This is a genomic window from Cellulosimicrobium sp. JZ28 (assembly GCF_015327065.1).
GTDB lineage: Bacteria > Actinomycetota > Actinomycetes > Actinomycetales > Cellulomonadaceae > Cellulosimicrobium > Cellulosimicrobium funkei.
Genome location: NZ_CP017660.1, coordinates 3,879,717 through 3,904,730 on the forward strand (window position 1 = coordinate 3,879,717; position 25,014 = coordinate 3,904,730).

23 protein-coding genes and 3 tRNA genes are annotated in these 25,014 nt (G+C 73.5%); 15 read left to right on the forward strand and 11 right to left on the reverse strand.

What is annotated here, in order from left to right; all coding sequences use genetic code 11:
* Nucleotides 1-162: 162 nt before the first annotated feature.
* From gyrA to BJP59_RS17385, 5 genes are all read left to right on the forward strand, one after another.
* Nucleotides 163-2,802 carry a DNA gyrase subunit A gene (gene gyrA / locus BJP59_RS17370; RefSeq protein ID WP_044144050.1) on the forward strand — a complete coding sequence of 880 codons (2,640 nt, stop codon included), beginning with the start codon at nt 163-165 and terminating at the stop codon, nt 2,800-2,802.
* On the forward strand, nt 2,799-3,803 hold the full coding sequence (locus BJP59_RS20000; RefSeq protein WP_228485150.1) for a DUF3566 domain-containing protein: 1,005 nt from the start codon (nt 2,799-2,801) through the stop codon (nt 3,801-3,803). Before gyrA ends, BJP59_RS20000 begins: the two co-directional genes overlap by 4 nt.
* 127 nt (nt 3,804-3,930) lie before the next feature.
* Nucleotides 3,931-4,004, forward strand: a tRNA-Ile gene (locus BJP59_RS17380).
* 27 nt (nt 4,005-4,031) lie between these two features.
* On the forward strand, nt 4,032-4,151 hold the full coding sequence (locus BJP59_RS20005; RefSeq protein ID WP_021483216.1) for a DLW-39 family protein: 120 nt from the start codon (nt 4,032-4,034) through the stop codon (nt 4,149-4,151).
* Between the two features lie 38 nt (nt 4,152-4,189).
* Nucleotides 4,190-4,265: transfer RNA gene (locus BJP59_RS17385), tRNA-Ala, on the forward strand.
* A 188-nt stretch (nt 4,266-4,453) separates the two neighbouring features.
* On the opposite strand, the gene BJP59_RS17390 is transcribed toward BJP59_RS17385, so the two are convergent.
* A complete protein-coding gene (locus BJP59_RS17390; protein WP_194521578.1) occupies nt 4,454-5,620 on the reverse strand; it encodes a YtxH domain-containing protein in 1,167 nt (388 codons plus the stop codon).
* 140 nt (nt 5,621-5,760) lie between these two features.
* Between BJP59_RS17390 and BJP59_RS17395 the strand changes: the two genes are divergently transcribed.
* Both BJP59_RS17395 and BJP59_RS17400 read left to right on the forward strand, forming a co-directional pair.
* Nucleotides 5,761-6,300, forward strand: coding sequence for a peptidylprolyl isomerase (locus BJP59_RS17395; RefSeq protein WP_021483785.1), 540 nt, complete (start codon nt 5,761-5,763; stop codon nt 6,298-6,300).
* Between the two features lie 107 nt (nt 6,301-6,407).
* The gene (locus tag BJP59_RS17400; RefSeq protein WP_228485151.1) at nt 6,408-7,217 is read left to right on the forward strand and encodes a rhomboid family intramembrane serine protease; all 810 of its coding nucleotides are present in this window, start codon (nt 6,408-6,410) and stop codon (nt 7,215-7,217) included.
* A gap of 105 nt (nt 7,218-7,322) precedes the next feature.
* On the opposite strand, the gene BJP59_RS17405 is transcribed toward BJP59_RS17400, so the two are convergent.
* A complete protein-coding gene (locus BJP59_RS17405) occupies nt 7,323-7,574 on the reverse strand; it encodes a cell division protein CrgA (protein WP_021483485.1) in 252 nt (83 codons plus the stop codon).
* 321 nt (nt 7,575-7,895) lie between these two features.
* Here BJP59_RS17405 and BJP59_RS17410 point away from each other — a divergent pair, with 321 nt between their 5' ends.
* The 4 genes from BJP59_RS17410 to BJP59_RS17425 are packed head-to-tail and all read left to right on the forward strand — an operon-like array spanning nt 7,896 to nt 10,322.
* Nucleotides 7,896-8,696 (forward strand): DUF881 domain-containing protein, encoded by an 801-nt coding sequence (locus tag BJP59_RS17410; protein WP_228485152.1) that lies wholly within the window; start codon nt 7,896-7,898, stop codon nt 8,694-8,696.
* A complete protein-coding gene (locus BJP59_RS17415) occupies nt 8,693-9,472 on the forward strand; it encodes a class E sortase (RefSeq protein ID WP_086150133.1) in 780 nt (259 codons plus the stop codon). The genes BJP59_RS17410 and BJP59_RS17415 overlap by 4 nt, the downstream gene beginning before the upstream one ends.
* Nucleotides 9,472-9,666 (forward strand): hypothetical protein, encoded by a 195-nt coding sequence (locus BJP59_RS17420; RefSeq protein ID WP_021482317.1) that lies wholly within the window; start codon nt 9,472-9,474, stop codon nt 9,664-9,666. The genes BJP59_RS17415 and BJP59_RS17420 overlap by 1 nt, the downstream gene beginning before the upstream one ends.
* Nucleotides 9,663-10,322: an aminodeoxychorismate/anthranilate synthase component II gene (locus BJP59_RS17425; RefSeq protein ID WP_194521579.1), complete on the forward strand. Its 660-nt coding sequence runs from the start codon at nt 9,663-9,665 to the stop codon at nt 10,320-10,322. Before BJP59_RS17420 ends, BJP59_RS17425 begins: the two co-directional genes overlap by 4 nt.
* A gap of 115 nt (nt 10,323-10,437) precedes the next feature.
* Here BJP59_RS17425 and pknB read toward each other — a convergent pair whose 3' ends face one another.
* From pknB to BJP59_RS17460, 7 genes are all read right to left on the reverse strand, one after another.
* Complete coding sequence (gene pknB, locus BJP59_RS17430) at nt 10,438-12,510, reverse strand: Stk1 family PASTA domain-containing Ser/Thr kinase (RefSeq protein ID WP_194521580.1); 2,073 nt, start codon at nt 12,508-12,510, stop codon at nt 10,438-10,440.
* Nucleotides 12,511-12,620: 110 nt separating this feature from the next.
* Nucleotides 12,621-14,291 (reverse strand): serine/threonine-protein kinase, encoded by a 1,671-nt coding sequence (locus BJP59_RS17435; RefSeq protein WP_194521581.1) that lies wholly within the window; start codon nt 14,289-14,291, stop codon nt 12,621-12,623.
* Nucleotides 14,288-15,754 (reverse strand): peptidoglycan D,D-transpeptidase FtsI family protein, encoded by a 1,467-nt coding sequence (locus BJP59_RS17440; protein WP_194521582.1) that lies wholly within the window; start codon nt 15,752-15,754, stop codon nt 14,288-14,290. Before BJP59_RS17440 ends, BJP59_RS17435 begins: the two co-directional genes overlap by 4 nt.
* Nucleotides 15,751-17,391: an FtsW/RodA/SpoVE family cell cycle protein gene (locus BJP59_RS17445; RefSeq protein ID WP_137281368.1), complete on the reverse strand. Its 1,641-nt coding sequence runs from the start codon at nt 17,389-17,391 to the stop codon at nt 15,751-15,753. The genes BJP59_RS17440 and BJP59_RS17445 overlap by 4 nt, the downstream gene beginning before the upstream one ends.
* Nucleotides 17,391-18,821: a Stp1/IreP family PP2C-type Ser/Thr phosphatase gene (locus BJP59_RS17450; RefSeq protein WP_137281369.1), complete on the reverse strand. Its 1,431-nt coding sequence runs from the start codon at nt 18,819-18,821 to the stop codon at nt 17,391-17,393. Before BJP59_RS17450 ends, BJP59_RS17445 begins: the two co-directional genes overlap by 1 nt.
* A 6-nt stretch (nt 18,822-18,827) precedes the next feature.
* Entirely contained in the window at nt 18,828-19,331 is a 504-nt protein-coding gene (locus BJP59_RS17455; protein ID WP_194521583.1) for an FHA domain-containing protein FhaB/FipA, read from the reverse strand.
* A gap of 10 nt (nt 19,332-19,341) precedes the next feature.
* Complete coding sequence (locus BJP59_RS17460) at nt 19,342-20,049, reverse strand: FhaA domain-containing protein (protein ID WP_021480387.1); 708 nt, start codon at nt 20,047-20,049, stop codon at nt 19,342-19,344.
* A gap of 400 nt (nt 20,050-20,449) precedes the next feature.
* Between BJP59_RS17460 and BJP59_RS17465 the strand changes: the two genes are divergently transcribed.
* A tRNA-Leu gene (locus tag BJP59_RS17465) sits at nt 20,450-20,533 on the forward strand.
* On the opposite strand, the gene BJP59_RS17470 is transcribed toward BJP59_RS17465, so the two are convergent.
* Nucleotides 20,515-21,054: a DUF6389 family protein gene (locus BJP59_RS17470; RefSeq protein WP_194521584.1), complete on the reverse strand. Its 540-nt coding sequence runs from the start codon at nt 21,052-21,054 to the stop codon at nt 20,515-20,517. The two genes, BJP59_RS17465 and BJP59_RS17470, sit on opposite strands and share 19 nt — an antisense overlap.
* A gap of 52 nt (nt 21,055-21,106) precedes the next feature.
* Between BJP59_RS17470 and BJP59_RS17475 the strand changes: the two genes are divergently transcribed.
* Genes BJP59_RS17475 through BJP59_RS17485 form a run of 3 tightly spaced genes read left to right on the forward strand, consistent with a single transcriptional unit; the run spans nt 21,107 to nt 23,979 of the window.
* Nucleotides 21,107-21,481, forward strand: a complete 375-nt coding sequence (locus BJP59_RS17475; protein WP_194521585.1) for a PadR family transcriptional regulator — start codon at nt 21,107-21,109, stop codon at nt 21,479-21,481.
* Nucleotides 21,481-22,857, forward strand: a complete 1,377-nt coding sequence (locus tag BJP59_RS17480; protein ID WP_194521586.1) for a permease prefix domain 1-containing protein — start codon at nt 21,481-21,483, stop codon at nt 22,855-22,857. The genes BJP59_RS17475 and BJP59_RS17480 overlap by 1 nt, the downstream gene beginning before the upstream one ends.
* 39 nt (nt 22,858-22,896) lie before the next feature.
* Nucleotides 22,897-23,979 (forward strand): squalene cyclase, encoded by a 1,083-nt coding sequence (locus tag BJP59_RS17485; RefSeq protein ID WP_194521587.1) that lies wholly within the window; start codon nt 22,897-22,899, stop codon nt 23,977-23,979.
* Here the strand turns inward: BJP59_RS17485 and BJP59_RS17490 are convergent.
* Complete coding sequence (locus BJP59_RS17490) at nt 23,904-24,959, reverse strand: ABC transporter substrate-binding protein (protein WP_137281378.1); 1,056 nt, start codon at nt 24,957-24,959, stop codon at nt 23,904-23,906. The genes BJP59_RS17485 and BJP59_RS17490 overlap by 76 nt on opposite strands.
* Between the last annotated feature and the right edge of the window lie 55 nt (nt 24,960-25,014).

Genomic DNA, 25,014 nt, shown 5'->3' on the forward strand with positions numbered 1-25,014 from the left:
GGGCGGCAGGACCGGACGCCCCGGCGCGGCCCGCCCTCCCGGGCGGGTCCGGAGGTCTTCCAGGACGACGACGCACGAAGAGACGAACGAACGAGGTAGACCGTGACCGACGAGCAGAACCCCGAGAACGAGCCCACGGCTCCCGGCGACGGGTCCGAGGAGATCGTGCACGCCGACGGGACGGCGGTCGCGGTGCACCACGGGCGCATCGAGCAGGTGGACCTGCAGCTCGAGATGCAGCGGTCGTACCTCGACTACGCGATGAGCGTCATCGTGGGTCGTGCGCTGCCGGACGTGCGCGACGGCCTCAAGCCCGTGCACCGGCGCGTGCTGTACGCGATGTACGACGGCGGCTACCGCCCCGACCGCTCGTACTCGAAGTGCTCGCGCGTCGTCGGCGACGTCATGGGCAAGTTCCACCCGCACGGCGACAGCGCGATCTACGACGCGCTCGTGCGCCTCGTGCAGGACTGGTCGCTGCGCTACCCGCTCGTCGCCGGCCAGGGGAACTTCGGCTCCCCCGGCAACGACCCGGCGGCCGCCCCGCGGTACACCGAGTGCCGCATGGCGCCGATCGCCATGGAGATGGTCCGGGACATCGACAAGGACACCGTCGACTTCCAGGACAACTACGACGGCCGCACCCAGGAGCCGTCGGTCCTGCCGGCCCGGTTCCCGAACCTGCTGGTCAACGGCTCGGCGGGCATCGCCGTCGGCATGGCGACCAACATCCCGCCGCACAACCTCCGCGAGGTCGCGGCGGGCGTGCAGTGGCACCTCGACCACCCGGACGCTTCGCGCGAGGAGCTCCTCGCGGCGCTGCTGCAGCGTATCAAGGGCCCGGACTTCCCCACGGGCGCCACGATCCTCGGCCACAAGGGCATCGAGGAGGCGTACCGCACGGGCCGCGGCTCGATCACCATGCGCGCCGTGGTCAACGTGGAGGAGATCCAGGGCCGCGTGTGCCTCGTCGTCACGGAGCTCCCCTACCAGGTGAACCCGGACAACCTGGCCGCGAAGATCGCGGACCTCGTCAAGGAGGGCCGCGTCCAGGGGATCGCGGACATCCGCGACGAGACGTCGGGCCGCACGGGCCAGCGCCTCGTCGTCGTGCTCAAGCGCGACGCGGTGGCGAAGGTCGTCCTCAACAACCTGTACAAGCACACCCAGCTCCAGGACACGTTCGGCGCGAACATGCTGGCGCTCGTCGACGGCGTGCCGCGCACGCTGAGCCTCGACGCGTTCGTCCGGCACTGGACGACGCACCAGCTCGACGTCGTCGTGCGCCGCACGCGGTACCTGCTGGCGGAGGCCGAGCGCAGCATCCACATCCTGCGCGGGTACCTCAAGGCGCTCGACGCGCTCGACGAGGTCATCGCGCTGATCCGGCGCTCGCCCGACGTCGAGGAGGCCCGCACGGGCCTCATGGAGCTGCTGGGCGTCGACGAGGTCCAGGCGACCGCGATCCTCAACCTCCAGCTGCGCCGCCTGGCGGCCCTGGAGCGGCAGAAGATCCTCGACGACCACGACGCGCTCGAGCGCCAGATCCTCGACTACCAGGACATCCTGGCGAAGCCGGAGCGGCAGCGGTCGATCGTGGGCGACGAGATGGGCGAGATCGTCGCGAAGTACGGCGACGAGCGTCGGACGACGATCCTCCCGTTCGACGGCGAGGTCTCCATCGAGGACCTCATCGCCGAGGAGGAGATGGTCGTCACCATCACGCGCGGCGGGTACGTGAAGCGGACGCGCAGCGACAGCTACCGCGCCCAGAAGCGCGGCGGCAAGGGCGTGCGCGGCACGCAGCTGCGCGAGGACGACATCGTCGACCACTTCTTCGTCACGACGACGCACCACTGGCTGCTGTTCTTCACGAACCTCGGCCGCGTCTACCGCGCGAAGGCGTACGAGCTCCCCGAGGGCGGGCGCGACGCCAAGGGTCAGCACGTCGCGAACCTGCTCGCGTTCCAGCCGGGCGAGAAGATCGCCCAGGTGCTCGACCTGCGCGACTACGACGCGGCGCAGTACCTGGTGCTCGCGACGCGTCGCGGCCTCGTGAAGAAGACGCGGCTCTCGGAGTACGACTCGCCGCGCTCGGGCGGCCTCATCGCGATCAACCTGCGCGAGGACGAGTCCGGGACGCCCGACGAGCTCGTCGCGGCACTCCTCGTGGACGCCGACGACGACCTCATCCTCGTGTCGCGCAAGGGCCAGTCCATCCGCTTTCCCGCCGACGACGACACGATGCGGCCGCTGGGCCGCGCGACGTCGGGCGTCACGGGCATGAAGTTCCGCGACGGCGACGAGCTGCTCTCGGCCGACGTGGTCGAGGAGGGTTCCGACCTCTTCGTCGTGACGGAGGGCGGGTTCGCGAAGCGCACGCGGATCGACGAGTACCGCGTCCAGGGCCGCGGCGGTCTGGGCATCAAGGTCGCCAACCTGGTGGAGGCTCGTGGAGATCTCGTGGGGGCTCTGGTGACGGAGGCCGACGACGAGGTGCTGGTCATCATGGAGCGCGGGAAGATCGTGCGGTCCGCGGTCGGCGAGGTGAACCTCACCGGTCGGAACACGCAGGGGGTGACGTTCGCGAAGCCCGACAAGGGCGACCGCATCATCGCGGTCGCGCGGAACGTCGAGCGTCGTCTCGGAGAGGATCGGGATACCGTGGAGGGCGAGGACGGGACCGGCACGGCCCCGGGCGTCACCGACACGAGCAGCGCACCGACCACCGACGCGACCGCCTCGTCCGACGGGGCGGGCGGGACCGACCCGGCCCCCGGAACCACCGAGGAAACCAGATGAGCAGCGAGAACAACGCACCGCCGACCATCACGCCGCGGCTGACCGTGCCGCGGCCGGACACGGACGCGTCGGCACGCTCCGGGGCCGCGTCCCCGAGCCGGCACGGCGAGGCGGACGGGACGTCGTCGAACGGCTCGTCGAAGAAGGGCTCGTCGAAGGGCGCCTCGGCGGCGGCGACCCCGCGTGACGGGGCGTCGGCCGCCGTCCCGCCGCCTCCCCCGCCGCCCCCGGGCCCGTCCGCCCAGGCCGCGCCCGCGCAGGGCACGGTGGACGACGACGGCATGGAGCGCGCGTCGGGCGAGAGCCGTGTCGCGGTAGCGCGTGCCGGGGCCGTGAAGGCGGCGGCCGCGGCGATCGCGGCGGCGAAGACGGCCGCGAAGAAGGTGTCGGCGGCGGTCCCCGCCGCACCCGCAGAGACGGAGCCCGAGCGCGGGCACGACGAGATCGACGACGAGACGGTGAGGCGCGTGCCCACGACCACCTCGGCCCCCACGAGCGCGGCGGCCGCCGGCGCTCCCGCCGGGGCCTCCATGCACTACTCCGCCGCCGGGGTGACGGGGACCGCGAGCCCGCTCACGGGCGCCACGCCGGCCGTGGGGACCGCGACGGGCGCGACCCCGGCCGTCCGACCCGATGGCGGCCCGCGCCGCGTGCGCCTCGCGGTCTCGCGCATCGACCCGTGGTCCGCGATGAAGCTCGGCTTCCTCCTCGCGGTCGCCATCGGGATCATGACCGTGGTCGCGACCGCCGTCGTCTGGTACGTGCTGGACGGCATGCAGGTCTTCTACAAGATCGAGGAGCTGTTCACGCAGATCGTCGGCACGGAGACGGACGTCGACATCCGTCAGTACGTCGCGTTCGGCCGCGTGATCTCGATCGCCACGCTGCTCGGCGTGGTGAACGTCGTCATCATCACGGCACTCTCGACGATCATGGCGTTCCTGTACAACATCGTCGCGGCGCTCGTGGGTGGCGTGCACCTCACGCTCACCGACGACTGACCGCGCACCGGCTCCCCGACCGGGAGGCACGGGCCCTCGGTTTGGGTCTGCGGCTCCCGGTGGGGTAACCTCAATCGCTGCCTGCGAGCGGAGCAGCCCTCCTGGGGCTGTCCGGCGAGGCGCGTGCGGGCCTATAGCTCAGACGGTTAGAGCGCTTCCCTGATAAGGAAGAGGTCAGAGGTTCAAGTCCTCTTAGGCCCACTGCCAACCCACTCGAGGGGGAACATCATGAAGAAGCTTCTGCTCCTGCTCCTCGCCGCCGGCGCCGGGTACCTCGTGTGGCGCAAGTACACGGAGGACAACGCCGAGCGCGACCTCTGGGCAGAGGTCACCGACACCTTCGAGTGAGCACCTCTCGCCGCTGACCGGCCCCGGCCGCGTCACCCGGGGCCATGGCGCAATTGGTAGCGCACCTGCTTTGCAAGCAGGGGGTTGGGGGTTCGAGTCCCCCTGGCTCCACCATCGTCACGACCCCGAAGACCCCGTCCGGCTGCGGACGGGGTCTTCGTGCGTCCGGCCTCGGCGTCGGCGTGCCCGCCGCCGAGGCCGCGTGCTCGTGAGGTGTCCGCCCCTGGGGACGACGAGGGGCCCGTCCCTGCTGGGACGGGCCCCTCGTCGTCTGCCACCGCCCGAGGACGGCGGGTGGAGCGTCAGGCGTCGTCGGCCTTCTTCGCGGCGTCCTCGGCCGCGGACTCGGCGGCCTCGCGCGCCTTCTTGCCGGCGTCGCCCAGGTCGTCCTTGGCGTCCGCCGCGGCGTCCTTGACGTCCTCCGCCGTGTCCTTCACCGCGTCCTTCGCGCCGGCAGCGCCGCCACGGGTGGTGCTGCGGGCCCGGCTCGTCGCCTTCTTCGCCGCGTCCTTCGCGTCCGAGACGGCCTCGGTGACGCGGTCGGTGACGTCGTCGCGGACCTCGGCAGCACGCTCGGCCAGCTTGTCCGTGGCCTCGCGGCCCTTCGCGACGGCGGCGCCCGCAGCCTCGCCGATCGACTCGGCGGCGTCCCCGACGGCGTGCTTGGCGTCACCGACGACGTCGTCGAAGTGGACCTGCTGCTGCTCCTGCTCCCACGGCTCGGCCCAGGGGTCGGTCGTGGGCTGCGCGCGGCGGTAGAGCACGTAGCCGACGCCCGCGGCGGTCACGCCACCGGCGATCCACCAGAGCGTGCGGCCCTTGCCCTTCGAGGAGTCCGCCTCGGCGGCCTTGGCCGCCGCCTTGTCCGCGGCCGCGGCGAGCTTGGCGGCCGCCTTCTCCGCGGTCTTGTCGGCGTGCTTGGCGGCCTTCTTGCCGGCCTTGCCCGCGGACTTCTGCGCCTGCTTCGCGGCCTCCGCCGTCGCCTTCTTGGCCTGCTTCGCGAGCTTGCGCGCCTTCTTGCCCGACGCGGCGGCTGCCGCGGCCGTGGCGGCGGCGGTCGCCTCGGCCGCGTTGTCCGCGGCGCGCTGGGCGGAGTCTGCCGCGCTGGCGGCGGCGGCGTTGAAGCTCGCGACGATCTTCGGCAGCACGTCCTCCACGAGGCGGTCGTGCGCCGTGTCGATCGCGGGCGCGGCCTTGGTCGCGGCCTTCTCGACGCGCGGCGCGGCGGCCTGGATGCTGTCCTGCCACGCCTTCTCGACGCGCGGCTGGAGCCACTCGAGGAACGCCTCCACCTTGGGCGTGCCCCACTCCTTGGCGTGCACCGCGGCGTCCTTGGCCTGGTCCGCGAGCTGGGTCGCGGCGCTCTGCGCGGTCGCGGCGGCCTGCGCGGCCTGTTCCTTCAGCTTCTCGGTGTCGATCGACTCGAGCGTGTCCTTGACGGAGTCGCTCGCTGAGCGAGTACGGGTCATGCGTGCTCCCCGGGGTCGTCGTCCGACGGGACGAATGTGCGGATGCGATGCGTTTCCGCCCACTCTGCCACCACCCCGGCCACGCCGCGAGACATCGCCCCGGACGGGTCGGGCGCGGGTCTCGTGGGAAGATGGTGCCCATGTTCGCAACCCTCCACACGACCGCAGGTGACATCCGGATCGAGCTCCTGCCGAACCACGCCCCGAAGACGGTGGCGAACTTCGTCGGGCTCGCCCAGGGCACCACGACGTGGTCCGACCCCCGCACCGGCGCCGAGCGCACCGAGCCCTTCTACGACGGCCTGATCTTCCACCGCGTGATCCAGGACTTCATGATCCAGGGCGGCTGCCCGCTCGGGACCGGCACCGGCGGCCCCGGCTACACGTTCAACGACGAGATCCACCCCGAGCTCCAGTTCGACCGCCCGTACCTGCTGGCGATGGCGAACGCGGGCGTGCGCCGCAATCCGGTGACGGGCGAGGCCGAGGGCACCAACGGGTCCCAGTTCTTCATCTCGACGGTCCCCACGCCGTGGCTCAACGGCAAGCACACGATCTTCGGCGAGGTCGCGGACGACGAGTCCCGCGCCGTCGTCGACGCGATCAACGCGACGCCCACGCGTCCGGGCGACCGCCCGCAGGAGGACATCGTCATCACGTCCGTCACCATCGAGGACTGACCATCTCGGCGACACCTCCCGGGCCACCCGGCCCGCCGGCGTACGGGACGGCCGGACCGCACGACGGTCCCGCCGTCCCGCCGGTGTGCCCGCGGCACCCCGACCGCGTGTCGTACGTGCGCTGCCAGCGGTGCGGGCGCCCGGCGTGCCCCGAGTGCCAGCGACCGGCCGCGGTCGGCGTCCAGTGCGTCGACTGCGTGCGCGACGCCGCCCGCCAGGCGCCGACGCAGCGCACCGCGCTGGGCGGGAAGGTGCGCGGCGGGCCGCCCGTCGTGACGTTCACGATCATCGGCCTGTGCGTCGTGAGCTGGCTCCTCCAGCTCGTCACGGGCGGCACGTGGACGAACATGCTCGCGTTCGCACCCTGGGTCGGCGAGCTGCAGCCCTACCGCTTCCTCACGGCGGCGTTCCTGCACTCGACGAGCCCCGTCCACATCCTCTTCAACATGTACGCCCTGTGGATCACGGGCCCGTTCCTCGAGCAGCAGCTCGGCCGGCTGCGCTTCACGGCGCTCTACCTGCTCTCCGCGCTCGGCGGCTCCGTCGGCTACCTGCTCCTCGCGGGGGGCCCGACGTCGGAGGCCTGGTACCAGCCCGTCGTCGGCGCCTCGGGAGCGGTGTTCGGCCTCTTCGGGGCGATCCTGCTCGTCCTGCGCCGGACGGGCCGCAACGCGATGCAGATCGTCGTGCTCATCGGCATCAACTTCGCGATCGGGCTGTTCTTCCCCGGCATCGCGTGGCAGGCGCACCTGGGCGGTCTCGTGGTGGGGCTCGCGCTCGGCGCCGCCTACGCCTACGCGCCGCGCGAGCGTCGCACCCTCGTGTCCGTGGGGGCGACGGTCGTCGTCGTGGTGGCGCTGGTCGCCGCCTCCTGGCTCACCTACGCCGCCGCGGACCAGTTCGGCCACCTCGCCTGACGAGGCGGTCACAGAAGTTATCCCCAGGGTTACTCACAGGTGTGGAACTACACCGGTGTGAGGCCCGACGTGCCGGGCGGGGCCCAGGCCCCGCCCGGCACGCGGCTACTTCCAGCGCGTCGTGAGCGCGAAGCCCGCGATGATGAAGGCGAAGCCGACCCCCAGGTTCCACGCGCCGAGCGGCGGGACGGGGAGCTGCTTCGGACCGCTGAGGTAGAACAGCACGATCCACGCGAGCCCGACGAGCATGAGCCCGAGCATCGTGGGCACGAGCCAGCGCGGGTTGCCCGTCTCGGGCTTCGGCACGCTCGGCGGACGCTGCGGCTTGGGCTTCTTGCGCGACTTCGACTCGGGCACGAGGGTGGGCTCCTGTCCTGGTGGGGCTCGCTGCGCCGGCGCCGGGACGCGCCGCGGGAGCGGACGCCTGCCGTCGTCGTGCAGGAACCGTGCATGGGTCGGGCGAAGGTCGTCGACGCGCCGCGAGGCTCTGCCGGAGCACAGGTCCGTCACGATCGTGGACGACGTTCGTCGACTAGCGTAGTGGGCGCACACAATAGGCACGGACACCGCGCGCGGAGGACGTGCCGCGAGGTGTGTGTCGCACGACCTCAGCACGACGCCGACGCACGACGCAGACCCGGTCGACGACCTCGTCCGCCCCAGGAAGGAGACGGTCGCGTGAGCACCACGGACCCTGCCGCCACGGGCCCGGACGACCCCGCCGAGGGGACGTCGTCCGCCCCGGGCGGCACGCCGCGCGCGCGTCGCGTCCGGTCCGCCGTGACCGTCGCGCTCGTCCTCGCGCTCGCCGGGGTCATGTTCACGGCGAACGCGCGGCTCGCGCGCGGCGACGAGTCCCGGCACCCGGAGAACCTCGCGCAGCTCGTGGACCGCGAGTCCGACCGCGTGGCCGACCTCGCGACGCAGGTCGACGCCCTGACGGCGGAGGTCGCGGGCCTGTCGCAGACCGGGGACGCGCCCGCCGGCGTCGACCCCGACCTCGCGGCGCGCACCGCCGTCGCCGCGGGGACGACGCCCGTCCAGGGTGCCGGCGTCTCCGTGACGCTCGACGACGCGCCGCCCGAGGGCAGCTACCCGGCGGGGATCCGCCCCGACGACCTCGTCGTGCACCAGCAGGACATCCAGTCCGTCGTCAACGCGCTGTGGGCGGGCGGTGCCGAGGCGATGACGCTCCAGGGACAGCGCGTCACGGCGACGTCGGCGTTCCGCTGCGCGGGCAACATCCTGCTGCTGCACGGCCGCGTGTACTCCCCGCCCTACGTCGTCGAGGCCGTGGGCGACCCCGAGGCCCTGCGCGACGCGCTCGACCGCTCGCCGGGCGTCCAGGTGTACAAGGAGTACGTCGACGCGGTGAACCTCGGCTGGTCCGTCGAGGACGAGAGCGACATCGAGATGCCGGGCTACCAGGGGGCGCTCGAGCTCCGCTACGCGCGCCCGTCCGACGCGGTGGCGTCGTGACCGCGACGAGCCCCGCACCGGCCCGGCACGCGGGGCACCGCGGCTCGGGTCGCGGTCCGGTGTCCGCCGTCGTGGGGGTGCTCGGCGAGCTGCTCATCACGCTGGGGATCCTGCTCGGCCTGTACGTCGTCTGGCAGCTCTGGTGGACGGACGTCCAGGCGGACCGCGTCCAGGCGCAGGTGCTCGAGGAGATCCAGGCACCGACCCCGGACGCGGCGGACGTCGGCACGACGATCCTGCGCGACGACCCGCCCGTCCCCGCCGCGCCCGCGCTCGGCGAGGTGTGGGGCACGCTCTACGTGCCGCGCTGGGACGGCAAGATGATGCCGATCGCCGAGGGCACCGACAAGCGGTCGATCCTCGACCAGGCGATGGCCGGGCACTACCCCGAGACCGTCATGCCGGGCGCCGTCGGGAACTTCTCCCTCGCCGGGCACCGGCAGACGTACGGCAAGATCTTCCACGACGTCGAGGAGCTCGAGATCGGCGACCCGATCGTCGTCGAGGCCGACGGCACCTGGTACGTCTACCGCGTCGACCACATGCAGGCCGTGAAGCCCGACCAGGTCGAGGCGATCGCGCCCGTCCCGTGGCAGCCCGGCGTCGAGCCCACCGAGCGGTACCTCACGCTGACGACGTGCCACCCGATCGGCCTCAACTCGCTCGTCGCGCGGTACATCGTCAACGCGAAGTTCGACTACTGGATGCCCGTCGAGGACGGCACGCCGCCGGAGCTCGTCGGCCAGACCGCTCCCGCCGCCGAAGGAGGCTCGTGATGTACGGGGCGCTGTGGCGCGTGCTGCCCGGCCCGGCGTGGCTGCGGGTGCTGATCCTGCTCGTCCTCGCGGCCGCCGTCGTGCTCGCGTGCTTCGAGTGGCTGTTCCCGCTCGTGTCCGAGTACATGCCGTTCAACGACCCCAACATCCAGACCGACGCCGCCGGCGCAGTGTCCGTGGAGGCCCCGCGATGACCCACCAGACCCGCATCCTCGTCGTGGACAACTACGACTCGTTCGTCTACACGATCGTCGGCTACCTCGACCAGCTGGGCGCGCAGACCGTCGTCGTGCGCAACGACGCGGTGCCGGAGCCGGACGCCGACGGCCGCTTCCGCGACGCCGACGGCACCGTGTTCGACGGCGTCCTCGTCTCCCCCGGGCCCGGCACGCCGAAGGAGGCCGGGCTGAGCGAGCACGTGATCCGCACGTGCGCCGCGTCGCGCACGCCGATGCTCGGCGTGTGCCTGGGCCACCAGGCCCTCGCCGAGGTGTACGGCGCGACGGTCACGCACGCGCCTGAGCTCATGCACGGCAAGACGAGCCTCGTGGAGCACGAGGGCGAGGGCGTGCTCGCGGGCCTCCCCCTCCCGTTCACCGCGACGCGGTACCACTCGCTCGCCGTCGTGAGCGACACCGTGCCCGCCGAGCTCGAGGTGACGGCGACGACCGCCGGGGGCGTCATCATGGGCCTCCAGCACAGGGACCTGCCCCTGCACGGCGTCCAGTTCCACCCGGAGTCCGTGCTCACCGAGGGCGGCCACCGCCTGCTCGCGAACTGGCTCGAGGCGTGCGGACTGGAGGGCGCCGTCGAGCGCTCCGCGGGCATGGCCCCGCTCGTGCGCCAGTAGCGAGCACCGCGCGGCACCGGCCCCGGTCTGCCGCCCACGGACGCCCGCACGACGACGGGCCCTCACCTCCGTGGAGGTGAGGGCCCGTCGTCGTAGAGAGCAGGGGTGCGGTGGGTCAGCCCTCGCCGTCTCCGCCGTTGCCCCCGCCGTTCCCGTTCCCGCCGCCGTTGTTCCCGCCCCCGTTGTTCCCACCGTTCGACGGTCCGGGACCGGTCGAGACGATGAGGCGCACCTCTGAGCCGACCTCGAGCTCGGTCCCGCCCCGCGGGTCGGACCCGATGACCGTGCCCGCCGGCCACTGCTCGGACTCCTGGGTCTGCCGTGCCCCGGGGACGAGCCCGGCACCGCCCAGCGCCTCGAGGGCCTGCTGCTCGGTCATGCCGGCGAGGTTCGTCGGCACGGTCGTCGTCTCCGCCGCGCGCGGGATGGCGACCTTGAGGGTCACGGTCGACCCCTGCGGGACGCTGCCCGCGTTGGGCTGCTGCGAGAGCACCTGGTTCTCCGCCTCGTCGGACTCCTCGTCGCTGCGGTCGACCTTCAGGCCGAGCGCCTCGACGGTCGACTTCGCGGCGTCGAACTGCTGGCCCGTCACGTCCGGCAGCGCGACGAGGCCGCTCGACACGAACAGGTTGACCGTCGAGCCCGCCGGCACGGACTGGCCGGCGCCGGGGTCGGTCTTCGTCACCGCGCCCTTCGGGACGTCCGGCGAGTCCTCGGTGTTGACGTCGCCGACGTTGAGCCCGGCGTCGGAGAGGTACTGCCGGGCCTCCTCCTGCGTCTTGCCCTTGAGGTCCTGGATGGTGACGGCGTCGGGACCGGCCGAGAAGAAGGCGGTGACGGTCACCCCCAGTTCCTGGGTGGTGCCGCCGGCGGGGTCGGTCCGGGTGAACGTGCCCTCGGGCTCCGTGGAGTCCTGGTCGATCGCCTGCGCGTACTCGAAGCCCGCCTCGGTGATCCTCTGCTCGGCCTCCGCGGGCGTGACGCCCGCCGACAGCGTCGGGACGGTGCCGGTCGTCGGCTCGTCCTCGCCCTGGCTGTTGATGACGATCATCGTGATGATCGCGGCGAGCGCGAGCACGCCGATCGCGATGAGCGTCCACATGAGGCCCTTGCGGCTCTTGGGCTGCTCGTCGTCCTCGCCGGGCGGCTGCTCCCCCGGCGGGACGGCGGGCGCCGCGCTGGTCGCCCAGGGGTTCGCCGCCGCGGCGGCCGGTGCCATGACCTGCGTCGCGGACTCGACCATCGTCGGCTGGAGGTCGGCGGCCGCGGCGGCGGCGCCGAGGCCGGCGGCGGCGGCCGCGACCCCGAGCGCCGGGGCCGTGATCGACCCGCCGCGCACGGCGTTCTCCAGGTCGGCGCGGAACTCGGCGGCGCTCGAGTAGCGCGCCGTGCGGTCCTTGGCGAGCGCCTTGAGGGTGATGCGGTCGAGCACCTCGGGCACGTCGGGAGCGATCGCGCTCGGCGTGGCGGGCGCCTCGCGCACGTGCTGGTAGGCCACCGCGACGGGCGAGTCGCCGATGAACGGCGGGCGCCCCGTGAGCAGCTCGTAGAGCAGGCAGCCGGTCGAGTACAGGTCGGAGCGCGCGTCGACCGTCTCGCCGCGCGCCTGCTCCGGGGAGAGGTACTGCGCGGTGCCGATGACGGCCTGCGTCTGGGTCATGGTGGCCGCGGAGTCGGCGACCGCGCGGGCGATGCCGAAGTCCATGACCTTCACCGCGCCCGTCGGCGTGATCATCACGTTGGCGGGCTTGATGTCGCGGTGGACGATCCCGGCGTGGTGCGAGTACTCGAGCGCCGCGAGGACGCCCGCCGTGATCTCGACCGCCTCGTCGATGGGCACGGCCTGACCGTCGCGCAGGATGTCCCGCACGGTGTGGCCCTCGACGTACTCCATGACGATGAACGGGACGTGCACCGCGTTGCCGGTGGCGTCCTCGTGCACGTCCTCGCCCGTGTCGTAGACCGCGACGATGGCCGGGTGGTTCAGGGAGGCCGCCGCCTGCGCCTCGCGACGGAAGCGCGCGAGGAACGACGGGTCGCGCGCGAGGTCGGAGCGCAGGATCTTGATCGCGACGGTACGACCGAGGCGGTTGTCGTGCCCGATGTGCACCTCGGCCATGCCACCACGGCCGATGAGCTCACCGACCTGGTAGCGCCCGGCAAGCACTCGGGGAGCGTTGTCCACCACTCATTCGTCCTTCGGTGTCGTCGGAGCCGTGGGCGCGTCCGCCCACGGCACAGCTGGCGCAATCATCCCACCCGCGACCCTGCGGCCACGCGGGGAACACCACGATGTCGTCACGATGTCACCCGTCCGGGGAGCGTCTCGGTGTCGGGCACGGCGACCTCGACGGAGGTCTCCGCGCCCCGCACGGGGGCGGCGTCGCCGCCGTCGCCGTCCCGGTCCCCGAGCGTGGCGATCGTCGCGATCACCAGCACGAGCAGGAGACCCAGGAGGGCGACGAGGGGCCAGGTCAGGCCGTTGGGCAGGCCTCCCAGGCGGCGGCCCGTCGTGGTCGACGTGCGGCGCCCCGCGGAGCGCGAGGGCACGGGTGCCGACTGCGACTGACGTCGGGCCTCGGCGCGGGTCGCCGGGGCGACGGGCTCGGCGCGCGTCGAGCCCCCGGGCGCGCCGGCCGGGCGCGTGCCCGCGCGGGTGGGCTGCGGCCGTCGTGAGGAGCGCGTCGGACCGTGCATCTCGCGGCGCGGCGGGTACGACCGCGGGGCGGCCGGGTCGTCCGCCGGGGCCGCGGGGACGGGGCGCTCCCACGGGAGGGCCGGGCCGGGCGCGGCGTCGTCCGGTGCGGGCGGTGCCGGGACGGGCTCGGCGGTCTCCGGGACCGTCCCGCCGTGCCGGCCGAGCGGGCGGACGCGGGTGGCGTCGTCGTCGAGCGGCCCCGGGGGCGTCGCGGCCGACGGCGGCACGTCCGCCTGCGCGGCGTGCGCGGCGCGACGCGGCTCGGGGGCGACCCACGGGTTCGCCGGGTCGGGCGCGTGCGGGTCGCGCACCGCGGCCGGGATGACGAGCGGCGTGATGACGGGTGCCGGGTCCGGCTCGGGCGCGGGGACGTCGTCGGCGGTGGTGCGGGCCCGGCGCGCGCGGCGCGTGGGGGCGGGCGCCCCCGTGCGGGCGGACCAGGGGTCGCTCGCGAGGCGCACGGCGATGCCCTCGAAGACGCGCGCGAGCGCGTCGGCCGGGTGGGGCCGCGCCAGCGGGTCCTTGGCGAGCATGACCATGACGAGCTCGCCGAGCTCCGGGTCGACCGACGTGGGCAGCGGCGGCACCGGCTCGTTGACGTGCGCGACCGCGATGTCCACCGGCGTGGACCCCGTGAACGGGCGGTTCCCCGCGATGGACTCGTACGCGACGATGCCGAGCGCGTAGATGTCCGAGGCGCCGGTGGCGGCCTGGCCGACGGCCTGCTCGGGCGAGAGGTACTGGGCCGTGCCCATGACCATGCCCGTCGCGGTCATCGGGACCTGGTTGGCCGCGAGCGAGACACCGAAGTCGGTGATCTTCACCGTGCCGGAGCGGTCGATGAGGATGTTCCCGGGCTTGACGTCTCGGTGCACGACGCCGGACAGGTGGGCGGCGTGCAGCGCCCGGGCGGTCTGCGCGAGGATCGGCAGGAGCCGCGCGGGCGGGAGCACCGGCTCGCGCTCCAGCAGGTCCGCCATGGGCTCGCCCACGACGAGCTCCATGACGAGGTACCCGGAGCCGTTGGTCTCGCCGTAGTCGTACATCTGCGCGATGTTGGGGTGCGAGAGCGCCGCGCTGTTGCGGGCCTCGGTGCGCAGGCGGTTGAGGAAGTCCTCGTTGCCGGCGTACTCGCTCCGCAGGACCTTGACCGCGACCTCGCGGCCGAGCGCGTCGTCGGCCGCGACCCACACCTCGCCCATGCCGCCGACGGCGATGCGCCGCACGAGGCGGTAGCGGTTGCCGAGCGTCAGCCCCCGGACCGGCTTCATCCGTTCAACACCGCCTCCATGACGGCGCGGGCGATCGGCGCGGCGATCGCGCCGCCCGTCGCCTCGTTGCCCATCGAGCCGCCGTTCTCGACGATGACCGCGACCGCGACCTGCGGGTCGTCGGCCGGCGCGAAGCTCGTGAACCACGCGTGCGGCGCGGCCTCGCCGCCCGTCTCGGCGGTGCCCGTCTTGCCCGCGACCTGCACGCCCGGGATCTGCGCGGACTTCCCGGAGCCGTTCTGCACGACGCCCACCATCATCTGGGTGAGCTGCTCGGCCGTCGACGGGGAGACCGAGGTGCGCAGACGGCGCGGCTCCGACTGCCGGACGACGTCGAGGTCGGGGTTGCGGATCGTCTCGACGGTGTACGGGGCCATCTGCACGCCGTCGTTCGCGATCGCGGTGGCGACCATCGCCATCTGGAGCGGCGTGACCTTGACCTCGCCCTGGCCGATGCCGGCGCGCGCGATCCCGGCGGCGTCGGCGCCCGGCGTGCCCTCGGCGGGGAAGCGGCTCGGCGTGACGTCCATGGGGATCTCGAGCGAGGCGTCGAAGCCGAAGTCCTCGGCCTGGTCGCGCATCGCGTCCTCGCCCAGGGTCATCGCGAGGTCGCCGAACGCGGTGTTGCACGAGATGCGCAGCGCGTCCGCGAGGGTCATCTCGCCCGTGGGCGAGCAGCGCGTGCCGCCGAAGTTCTTCATCGTCTGCGTCGACTGGGGGTACGGCAGCTCGTCCGGGGCCGGGATCACGGTCTCGGGCGTGTACTGCCCGCTCTCGAGCGCCGCGGCGGAGGTGACGATCTTGAACGTCGAGCCCGGCGGGTACGTGTTGCCGCGGATGGCCCGGTTCGACATCGGGTTGCCCTCGGCGTTGAGCAGCTCCTGGTAGCGCTGGCGCGCGAGGGCGGTGTCGTGCGTCGCGAGCTCGTTCGGGTCGTAGCTCGGCTTCGACACGAGCGCGAGGACGCGGCCCGTCTTGGGCTCGATCGCGACGACGGCGCCGCGCTGGTCACCCAGCGCGTCCCACGCGGCCTGCTGGGCCGCCGGGTCGATCGTCAGCTCGACGGACGCGCCCTGCGGCTGCTGCCCCGTGAAGAGCGCGCTCAGGCGGTCGAGCCACAGCGAGCTCGCCTCGCCGTTGAGGTAGTCGTTCTCCTTGTCCTCGATCTCCGTGCGCCCGTTGGTGAGCGACAGGAAGCCGGAGACGGGCGCGTAGAGCGGGCCGTTCGAGTACTGGCGCTGGAAGCCGAACGCGTCGTCCACCGGCGTCGAGGACGCGATGGCGTCGCCCGCGACGACGATCGGGCCGCGGAACTTGTTGTACTCGCGGTAGATCGTGCGGGCGTTGCGCGAGTCGTTGTTGAGCGAGTCGGCCTGGACGAACTGGATGTACGTCGTCGACACCATGAGTGCGAGGAACATCACGAGGACGACGGTCGCGACGCGACGCAGGGGGACGTTCACCGGGCTCCTCCCCAGGGGTCACGGTCGGTCTCGGCACCCGCGTCCGGTCGCTGCACGACCTCGGTCCGCAGCTCGTCCGGGTGGTCGGGGACCTCCCCGGTGCGGCCGACGGCGGGCTGGACGCCCGTCGTCGCGCGCGCGGGGCCCGTGGACGGACCGGGGACGGCGGGCGCGCCGACCGTGGTGGGGGCGTCGTCGGGCAGGGCGCCCACGGCCGCGCCGCCGCCCACGACCGCGACCGGGTCGGAGTCGGTGCGGCTGCGCGCCCCGCCGGGCGCGACCTGCCCGCGCACGGGCAGGGAGGAGGGGCGGCGCGCGTCGTCCGAGATGCGCAGGAGCAGCCCGACGACGAGCCAGTTCGCGAGGAGCGACGACCCGCCCTGGGCGACGAACGGCATGGTCAGGCCGGTGAGCGGGATGATCCGCGTGATCCCGCCGACCACGACGAAGAGCTGCCACGCCATGACGAACGCGAGACCGCCCGCGAGCAGCTTGCCGAACCCGTCGCGCACGCCGATCGCGGTGCGCAGGCCGCGCTCCACGAGGACGAGGTACGCGAGCAGGATGCCGATGAGGCCCGTGAGGCCGAGCTCCTCGCCGAGCGACGCGTAGATGAAGTCGGAGAACGCGTACGGGACCGTGCGCGGGTAGCCCGCGCCCCAGCCGGTGCCGAAGAGCCCGCCGTTGCCGAGCGAGAACAGGCCGCCCACGAGCTGGCCCGAGCCACCCGGGCTGCGGCCGAAGATCTCCGGGTCGAACGGGTGCAGCCACACGTCGACGCGCGCCTGCACGTGCCCGAACGTCGACGCCGCGAGCACCGCGCCGACCGCGATGAGGAGCAGACCGATGACGACCCAGCTCACGCGCTCGGTCGCGATGTAGAGCATCGCGACGAACAGGCCGAAGAACAGGAGCGAGGTCCCGAGGTCGCGCTCGAACACGAGGATCGCGAGCGAGACGAGCCAGACGATGATGATCGGCCCGAGGTCGCGCAGGCGCGGGAGCTGGAGTCCGAGCACGCGGGGGCCGGCGAGCGCGAGCGTGTCGCGGTTCGTCACGAGGTAGCCCGCGAAGAAGATCGCGAACGCGACCTTGGCGAACTCGGCCGGCTGGAGCGAGAAGCCGAACAGGTTGATCCAGATCTGTGCGCCGTTGATGCGGGTGCCCAGGCCCGGGACGAGCGGCAGCGCGACGAGCACGATGCCCGCGATCATCGCGGTGTAGGTGTAGCGGCGCAGGGTCCGGTGGTCGCGCAGGAACCAGACGAGGGCGAACGCGCAGAGGATGCCGAGCGCCGTCCACTGGAGCTGGCGCGGCGCGAGGTCCTGGGTGCCGCCCGTGACCTGCGAGCCCAGGTCGAGGCGGAAGATCATGGCGAGGCCGATGCCGTTGAGCGCGACGGCGATCGGCAGGATGACCGGGTCCGCGTACGGCGCCTTGAACCGCAGCAGCACGTGCGCGGCGCCCGCGAGCACCACCGTGCCGATGCTGTACACGTAGAAGCGGCCCGGGAGCTCGCCCGTGAGCTGCAGGCCCACGAGCGCGTACGCCCCGATGCCCAGCGCGAGCGCGAGGACGAGCAGACCGAGCTCCGCGCCCCGGCCGGGGCGCACCTCGGTGGTCTCCACCGTGGCCATCAGGCCCCCGAGCCGGCGCCGTCGGTGGGCGCGGGGGTCACGTCCGGCGCGTCGGCGTCCGGCGTCCCCGTCGTCGCGCCGTCGACGGTCCCGTCCGCGGGCGGTTCGGTCGAGCCGTCGGTCGCGGGGGTCTCGGTGGTGTCCTCCGTGGCCTCGGCGACCAGCCGCTCGGCGCGGGCGCGGGCGTCCTCGAGCGACTGCGCGGGGATCGTGGTCTCCAGGCGGTCGACGACGTAGCCCGGCAGGTCGTCGACGCGCGTCCCCGTGAGCTCGATCGGGGTCGACAGCGTGACCGGCCCCGCGTTCTCGGGGATGCCGCGGAACACCGCGACCTGGCCGTCGGCGACGCCCACGTAGTACTGCGACTGCGTCCAGCGGTAGCCCGCCCAGCCGGCGACGCCCAGGCCCGCGACCACGAGCAGGATCGCGACCACGGTGACCCAGCGCCGGGGCGCGCGACCCGGGCGCACGTCGTCCTCGTCGTCGCCGGAGCCCTCGGCGATGGTGCGACCCTCCGTGCCGTCCTCGTCCGCCGCGTCGGCGTCCGGGTCCTCGGCCGGGGCGGTCGCCTTCGTGCTCGCCATGAGCGCGGCCGCGCGGGCCGCCGGGCCGTCCGCGGCCGACGTCGGGGCGTCGCGGTCGATCGCCGCCGACCCGACGACCTGCGCGCCCGTGCCGGGGGCCCCGCCGTCGGGCAGGGCGTCGACGTCCACGACGTCCGCGACGACGACCGTCACGTTGTCCGTGCTGCCCGCGCGCAGCGCGAGCTGGAGCAGGTGGTCGGCGCACGCGTCGACGTCGTCCGTGTCGGCGAGCGTCTGCGCGATGGTCTCCTGGCTGACGAACCCGGACAGGCCGTCCGAGCACAGGAGCCAGCGGTCGCCCGGCTTCGCCTCGCGCACGGACATGTCCGGCGTGAGGTCGATGTCGAAGTCACCCAGCACGCGCATGACGACGTTGCGCTGGGGGTGGGTCTCCGCCTCGTCCGCCGAGATGCGCCCCGTGTCGACGAGGTGCTGGACGAACGTGTGGTCGGTCGTGACCTGGTTCAGCTCGCCGTCGCGCAGCAGGTAGGCGCGCGAGTCGCCGAGGTGCGCCATGGCGAGCTTGTTGCCCGCGCGCAGGATCGCGGTGACGGTCGTGCCCATGCCGACCAGCTCCGGGTCGGTCACGCTGCGGTCCACGAGGTCCTGGCGGGCGTGGTCGATCGAGCGCTCGAGCTCGGCCAGCGCGTCGTCCGGGCCGTGCGACTCGCCGTCGAGCGGGGCGAGCGCGGCGATCGCGATGGACGACGCGACGTCGCCCCCCGCGTGGCCGCCCATGCCGTCCGCGACGACGAGCAGGTGCGGGCCCGCGTAGCCGGAGTCCTGGTTGTTGGAGCGCACGAGCCCGACGTCGGAGCGCGCGGCGTAGCGCAGGGCGATGTTCACTGCGGGCTACCTCTGCAGCTCGACGACGGACTGACCGATCCGCACCCGCGTCCCCGGGCCCAGGGGGGTGACCTGGGCGATCCGCTGGTCCTCGACGTAGGTGCCGTTCGTGGAGCCCAGGTCCTCGACGAACCAGGACCCGTGCTGCGGGAAGATGCGGGCGTGGCGCGACGACGAGTAGTCGTCGTCGAGGACGAGCGTGCAGCTCGGCGCGCGGCCGATGAGGATCGACGACGTCGTGAGCGGGATCGTCGTGCCGGTCAGCGGGCCGGCGGTGACGACGAGCCGCGACGGTCCCGCGGGCGCGGCGGGCCGCGACGGCTCCGGGGCGGCGGGGGTGGGGCCCGACGTCGGGCGGGCGGCCGGGGCCGGACCGCTCTTCTTGCCGCGGCGCGGCGTGATCTTCGTGCCGTACAGGTCCCGACGCAGCACCCCGATCGCGGAGAGCACGAACACCCAGAGCAGCACCAGGTAGCCCAGCCGGAGCAGGGTGAACGTGAGATCGGTCATGCGGGCCGGATCACCACTCCTCGTTGTCGGACGCGCCGGTCCAGAACATGATGCGGGTCCGGCCGATCGTCAGGGAGTTCCCGTCGAGCAGCGTCGCGGCCGGCACCTGGTGGCCCTCGACGAACAGCCCGTTCGTGGAGCCGAGGTCCGTCGCGATCACGCCCTCCGGGGTCACCCGGATCTCCAGGTGGCGCCGCGAGACGCCCGGGTCGTCGACGACGATGTCGGCCTCCGAGCCGCGGCCGATCACCGTGACCGGGCCGGTGAGCAGGTAGCGCTGCCCGTCGATGTCGACGAGCGGGTGGCGCGTGCTCGGGGACGCCGTCGTGGCGGGGGCGACGTTGCCGCGCACGCTCGCCGAGCGGAGCTGGAAGCGGCCGACGTCGAGCGTGTCGTTCTGCTCGAAGCTCACGCTCACGGGGCCGACGAACGCGTAGTGCTGCGACGCGGCGTACTGGGTGACGTTCGACGCCAGCTCGTCGGCGAGCGTCTCCGCGCCCCACCCCTCGACCTGGCCGAAGTCGTCCACCGACAGCTCGATGGTGAACTCGTTGGGCACGACCGTGCGCTCGCGGTCGACGACGGCGGCGCGGTCGTCGACCTCGCGCCGCAGCGCGCTCGCGAGCTCGACGGGCTTGACCTCGCTGCGCCCGACCTTGGCGAAGGCGTTGTTCACGACGCGCTCGACGCCCTTCTCGAAGCGGTCCAGGACTCCCATGCCACCTCCTCCCTCGTGCTCGCTCGTGCCGCGGCTGACGCCGCGCGGATCTCGTCTGCTCTGCCGGCGCCCTTTCCGGTGGCCCCCCGCGCACCCGCGTCCGGGCAGACTACCTAGATCGTATCGATCGCGTCGGACCAGCAGGCCCGTTTCGTCGGACGATTACCGGACGGATGTGGCGCTTTCGTGGTGGAGCGTGTGAACGTCGGGCGTCCGCTCCCCCGCCGAGCACGAGGTTGCCGTCGTCTCGCCGCTCTTCCCGGGAGCGACGGCATGCTCGAGGGCGATGAAGGTCGTGGTCGGCGACGGGGCCGCGCCGCGGTGCGTCCGGGTGGCGGGCGTCACGCAGGACGGCGCGGTGCCGGTCGGTCGCCCGCGCCGTGCTAGTCTTCTGCGGCACGCGCGAGTGGCGGAATAGGCAGACGCGCACGGTTCAGGTCCGTGTGCCCGAAAGGGCGTGGGGGTTCAACTCCCCCCTCGCGCACGTGACGAGGTCCCGGTCAGGTCGTCCCTGACCGGGACTTTCGCATTCCCGGCCCTTGCTCTTCCTCCAGGCGGCGCCTCCGAGGGTCGCCCCCGGCGACCACGCGTGGCCCGGCTCCCCCGCTCACGGCGCGAGCGCGGCACGGAGGTGCCGTGGCCGTCGTGCCCGTCCACCACGCCCAGCACGCGCGACCTGCCGCGCGCCGCGGCGTCCCACACGTCCACGACCCAGTCGGCGGCGGTGTCGACGACGACGTCGCGCGCGTCGTACGGCTCGCGGCCGGGCGCGACGAGGGGCACGTCCGGGACGGGGCCGTCATCGCCGTGCACGACCTCGAACAGCGTGCGGTGCGGTGCGATCGCGCGGTCGAGCACGGCGGCGTCGGGGCCGTCGAGCGACACGACGACGTCGAGCGTCCCCTCGCCGTCCTGGTCGGGGAAGACCGTGACGACGATCTCCTCCGCGCGGTCCGGGAGCGCGTCGACGACGGCGCGCAGGCGGCGCACGCCCGCCGAGGCCAACCCTAGATCTGCTAGGGTCGTAACCCCTAGAACAACTAGGCATAGGAGCGTTATGCGTATCGACAAGGACCTCGTGGCCGCCTCGGCCACCCCGCTCGTGCTCGGGATCCTCGCCGACGGCGAGTCCTACGGCTACGCGATCCTCAAGCGTGTGGACGAGCTCTCGGGCGGCCGGATGCAGTGGACCGACGGCATGCTCTACCCGCTGCTGCACCGGCTGGAGCGCCTCGGGCTCGTCGAGGCGTCGTGGGGCACGTCCGACGTCGGCCGGCGTCGCAAGCACTACGCGATCACGGCCGCGGGGAGCGAGGCGCTCGTCGAGCGCCAGGCTCAGTGGGACGTCGTCGCGCACGCGCTCCACCAGGTCTGGCGCTCCACCCAGGACGGGCTGCAGAGCCCGCCGCGCGTCGCGGAGGGGTGGGCCTGATGGGCGCCGCGACCGCGCCCGCCGGCGGCGCGAGCCCCGGCCCGCACGCCGCGCTCGAGGCGCAGATCGACCAGTGGCGCGGGTACGTCCGGCGCCGGGAGGCGATCTCCGCCGCGGACGTCGACGAGATGGAGGACCACCTCCGCGAGCGGGTCGAGGACCTGCGCGCGACGGGCCTCGACGACGACGAGGCCTTCCTCGTCGCCGTCAAGCGCATGGGCACGCTCGACGACCTGTCGCGCGAGTTCGCGCAGGAGCACTCCGAGCGCCTGTGGAAGCAGCTCGTCCTCGTGGGCCGGCAGCCCGGCCGCACCCGCTCGTGGCGCGAGCTCGCGGTCGTGCTCGGGCTCGCCGTCGCGGTGGGCGTCACGGTCAAGGTCGCGACCGTGCTCCTGCCCTGGGAGACGGTCGGCCTCAACGTCGGGCTCCTCGTGCTGCCGTTCCTCACGGCCTACCTCGCGTGGAAGCGCCAGGTGACGCTGCGCGTCGTCGGCGCGCTCGTCGTGCCGTTCGTCGTGCTGGGCGTCGTGCTCAACGTGTACCCGTTCGCGCCCACGGACGCGACGTTCGTCCTCGCGGCGCTCGCCGCCCCGGTGACGCTGTGGTCCGTCGTCGGGCTCGCCTACGTGGGCGGGCGGTGGCGCTCGGACGCGCGTCGCATGGACTTCGTGCGGTTCACGGGCGAGCTCGCCGTGTACTACACGCTCATCGCGCTCGGGGGCGGGGTGCTGCTCGGCCTGACGATCGGGGTCTTCTCGCTCGCCGGCGTCGACCTCGAGCCCTACCTCGACAGCTGGATCCTCACCCTGTGCGTGCCGGCGGCGCTGATCGTGGCCGCCTGGCTCGTCGAAGCCAAGCAGAACGTCGTCGAGAACATCGCGCCCGTGCTCACGCGCGTGTTCACGCCGCTGACGCTCGTCATGCTCCTCGCCGCGTTCGTCGTCCTCGCGACGGCGGGGAACCTCGCGGCGGTCGACCGCGAGCTGCTCATCCTCATGGACGCGATCCTCGTGCTCGTCCTGTGCCTGCTCCTCTACTCCGTCTCCGCGCGCGACCCGCTCGCGCCCGGGTCGTTCTTCGACGGGCTCCTGGTGGTCCTCGTCGGCGCGGCGCTCGCCGTCGACGCGGTCGCGCTCACCGCGATGCTCACGCGCATCGCCGAGTTCGGCGTGAGCCCCAACAAGGCGGCGGCGCTCGGGCTCAACCTCCTGCTGCTCGTCCACCTCGCGTGGTCGGCCGTGCTCGCGACGGCGTTCCTCCGCGGGCGCCGGCCGTTCGCCGACCTCGTCGCGTGGCAGACGCGCTTCCTCCCCGTCTACGCGGCGTGGGCGGCGGTCGTCGCCCTCGTGTTCCCGCCCGTGTTCGGCTTCGCCTGACCGACGGCGGTCGGCCGTCCCCGGGCGTAGCGTGACGGGATGGCCGACCGACCGTCCGGCGGGCCGGTCGACGACGACGTCGTCGGCTGGCTCCTCGACGCCGACCCGGCGCTGCGCTGGCAGGTGGAGCGCGACGTCGTGCACGCCCCGCCCTCCGTGTGGCGGGCGACGCGGGCGCGCGTCGCGACCGAGGGCTTCGGCGCCCGGCTGCTCGGCCACCAAGACCCCGACGGGCAGTGGGCGGGCGGCGCGTACTTCCCCGCGGACGTCGGCGGGGACGGCGCGGCCCCGCCGGACGCCGAGGGCAGGCCCGAGGAGGGCCAGCCCTGGACCGCGACCACCTGGTCGCTCGTCGCGCTGCGCGAGTGGGGCCTCGACCCCGAGGTGCTCCGCGCGCGCCGCACGCCCGAGCTGCTCGCCGAGCGCTGCCGCTGGGAGTACGACGACCTGCCCTACTGGGGCGGCGAGGTCGACTGGTGCATCAACGGGTACACGCTCGCCGCGGGCGCGTGGCTCGGCGTCGACGTGACGGGGCTGCTCCGCACCGTCCTCGACGGACGGCTGCCCGACGGCGGGTGGAACTGCGCGTGGGTCGAGGGCGCGACCGTGTCGTCGTACCACTCGACGCTCAACGCGCTGAAGGGCCTCCTCGCCTACCAGGAGCACGCCGGGGCCACGGACGAGCTGCGCGCCGCGCGCCGCGCCGGCGAGGAGTACCTGCTCCGCCGCGGCCTGTTCCGCCGGCTCGGCACCGGCGAGCCCGTCGGGGACTGGGCGTTCCGCCTCGCCTACCCGTTCCGCTGGTACTACAGCGTGCTCAACGCGCTCGTCTACCTGCGCGCGGCGTCGCTGCTCGACGGCACGCCGCCGGACCCGCGCGCGGCGGACGCGGTCGAGCACGTCCGCCGCGCGCGGCGCCCGGACGGCACCTGGCTCCAGGGCCGGCGCCACCCGGGCCGCGTGTGGTTCGAGGTCGACGCCCCCGCGGGCGAGCCGTCACGCTGGCTCACGTACCACGCGACCGTCGTCCTCGACTGGTGGGACGGTCAGGACGCGGGCGGCCCCGAGACCACCTCGGCGCCGTCGAGCACCGCGATGAGCTCGTCGAACCACTCGACGTAGCTCGCCCACGTGAACGGGCGCTTGTCGTCCCAGCCGACGACCTGCCCCGCCTGGACCGCCGGCAGGCCCGCGTAGACGGGGTTCGCCGCCATGGCCTCGTCGGAGCCGGTGTAGCTGAGCACGACGTCCGCCGGGTAGTCCGGCACACGCTCCCAGCTGAGCTCCGCCCAGGCCTGCTGGTCCTGCGGGCCGCCGATCGTGAAGCCCAGCTCCTCCAGCAGCGCGAGCTGGCCCAGGGTCCGCTGCCCGACCCACAGCTCCTCGGCCCCGTTGAGCGGCAGGATCGTCAGCGGCTTCTCCGCCGCGATCGCCCGCAGGGTGTCGAGGCGCTCGTCGAACGCGGCCCGCGCCTCCGCGACCTCCGGGGTGTCCGCGTCGCCGCCGAGCGCCTCCGCGAGCGACGCGTAGTCCTCGATCACCTCGACGACGGGGCGGCCGGAGAACTTCATCCCGACGAACGGCGCGACGGCGGTCGCCTCCTCGGTGATCTTCTCGTCCCACCACCGCCACGCCGTGCCGTCCTCCGTGCCGAACCCGATCACGAGGTCGGGGTCGAGCGCGAGCAGCTTCTCCAGGTTGAGCTCGGCGTCGGTGCCGACGACCTCCATCTCGTCGACCCGCGCGTTGCCGATCGACAGCGCGCCGGTGTCCGAGAAGCCGTACCCGAACACGCCGTCGGGCCGCACGCCGTAGTCCCACAGCGCGGCGGCCGAGTAGCCGTCGACGACGAGGCGGTCCGGCGCCTCGTCGAGCTCGTACGTCGTGCCGTGGCCCGAGGACGTCCACGACCAGCCGTCGGCGCTCGCGGACGGCTGGTCGTCCCCGGCGCCGTCGGAGCCCGCGTCGGTGCCCGGGGAGCACGCCGCGACGACGGCCGTGAGACCGAGCGCGAGCGTGGCCGCCGCGACCGTGCGCGCGGGCCGGCGCCGCGCACGGGGCGCGCCGGGCAGGGTGGACGAGGGACGGGTCGTGCGGGTCATGCGGTGCTCCTCCGACGAGGCGGTGCGGGCGAGCGCAGGACGGTGGGGGGCCGGT

Coding starts and splice junctions, on each gene's coding strand:
- BJP59_RS20000 (WP_228485150.1), top strand. CDS start 2,799: ATGAGCAGCGAGAACAACGCACCGCCGACCATCACGCCGCGGCTGACC.
- BJP59_RS17435 (WP_194521581.1), bottom strand. CDS start 14,291: ATGAAGCCGGTCCGGGGGCTGACGCTCGGCAACCGCTACCGCCTCGTG.
- BJP59_RS17425 (WP_194521579.1), top strand. CDS start 9,663: ATGACCCACCAGACCCGCATCCTCGTCGTGGACAACTACGACTCGTTC.
- BJP59_RS20005 (WP_021483216.1), top strand. CDS start 4,032: ATGAAGAAGCTTCTGCTCCTGCTCCTCGCCGCCGGCGCCGGGTACCTC.
- BJP59_RS17475 (WP_194521585.1), top strand. CDS start 21,107: ATGCGTATCGACAAGGACCTCGTGGCCGCCTCGGCCACCCCGCTCGTG.
- BJP59_RS17455 (WP_194521583.1), bottom strand. CDS start 19,331: ATGACCGATCTCACGTTCACCCTGCTCCGGCTGGGCTACCTGGTGCTG.
- BJP59_RS17390 (WP_194521578.1), bottom strand. CDS start 5,620: ATGACCCGTACTCGCTCAGCGAGCGACTCCGTCAAGGACACGCTCGAG.
- BJP59_RS17485 (WP_194521587.1), top strand. CDS start 22,897: ATGGCCGACCGACCGTCCGGCGGGCCGGTCGACGACGACGTCGTCGGC.
- BJP59_RS17490 (WP_137281378.1), bottom strand. CDS start 24,959: ATGACCCGCACGACCCGTCCCTCGTCCACCCTGCCCGGCGCGCCCCGT.
- BJP59_RS17395 (WP_021483785.1), top strand. CDS start 5,761: ATGTTCGCAACCCTCCACACGACCGCAGGTGACATCCGGATCGAGCTC.
- BJP59_RS17480 (WP_194521586.1), top strand. CDS start 21,481: ATGGGCGCCGCGACCGCGCCCGCCGGCGGCGCGAGCCCCGGCCCGCAC.
- BJP59_RS17445 (WP_137281368.1), bottom strand. CDS start 17,391: ATGGCCACGGTGGAGACCACCGAGGTGCGCCCCGGCCGGGGCGCGGAG.
- BJP59_RS17460 (WP_021480387.1), bottom strand. CDS start 20,049: ATGGGAGTCCTGGACCGCTTCGAGAAGGGCGTCGAGCGCGTCGTGAAC.
- BJP59_RS17420 (WP_021482317.1), top strand. CDS start 9,472: ATGTACGGGGCGCTGTGGCGCGTGCTGCCCGGCCCGGCGTGGCTGCGG.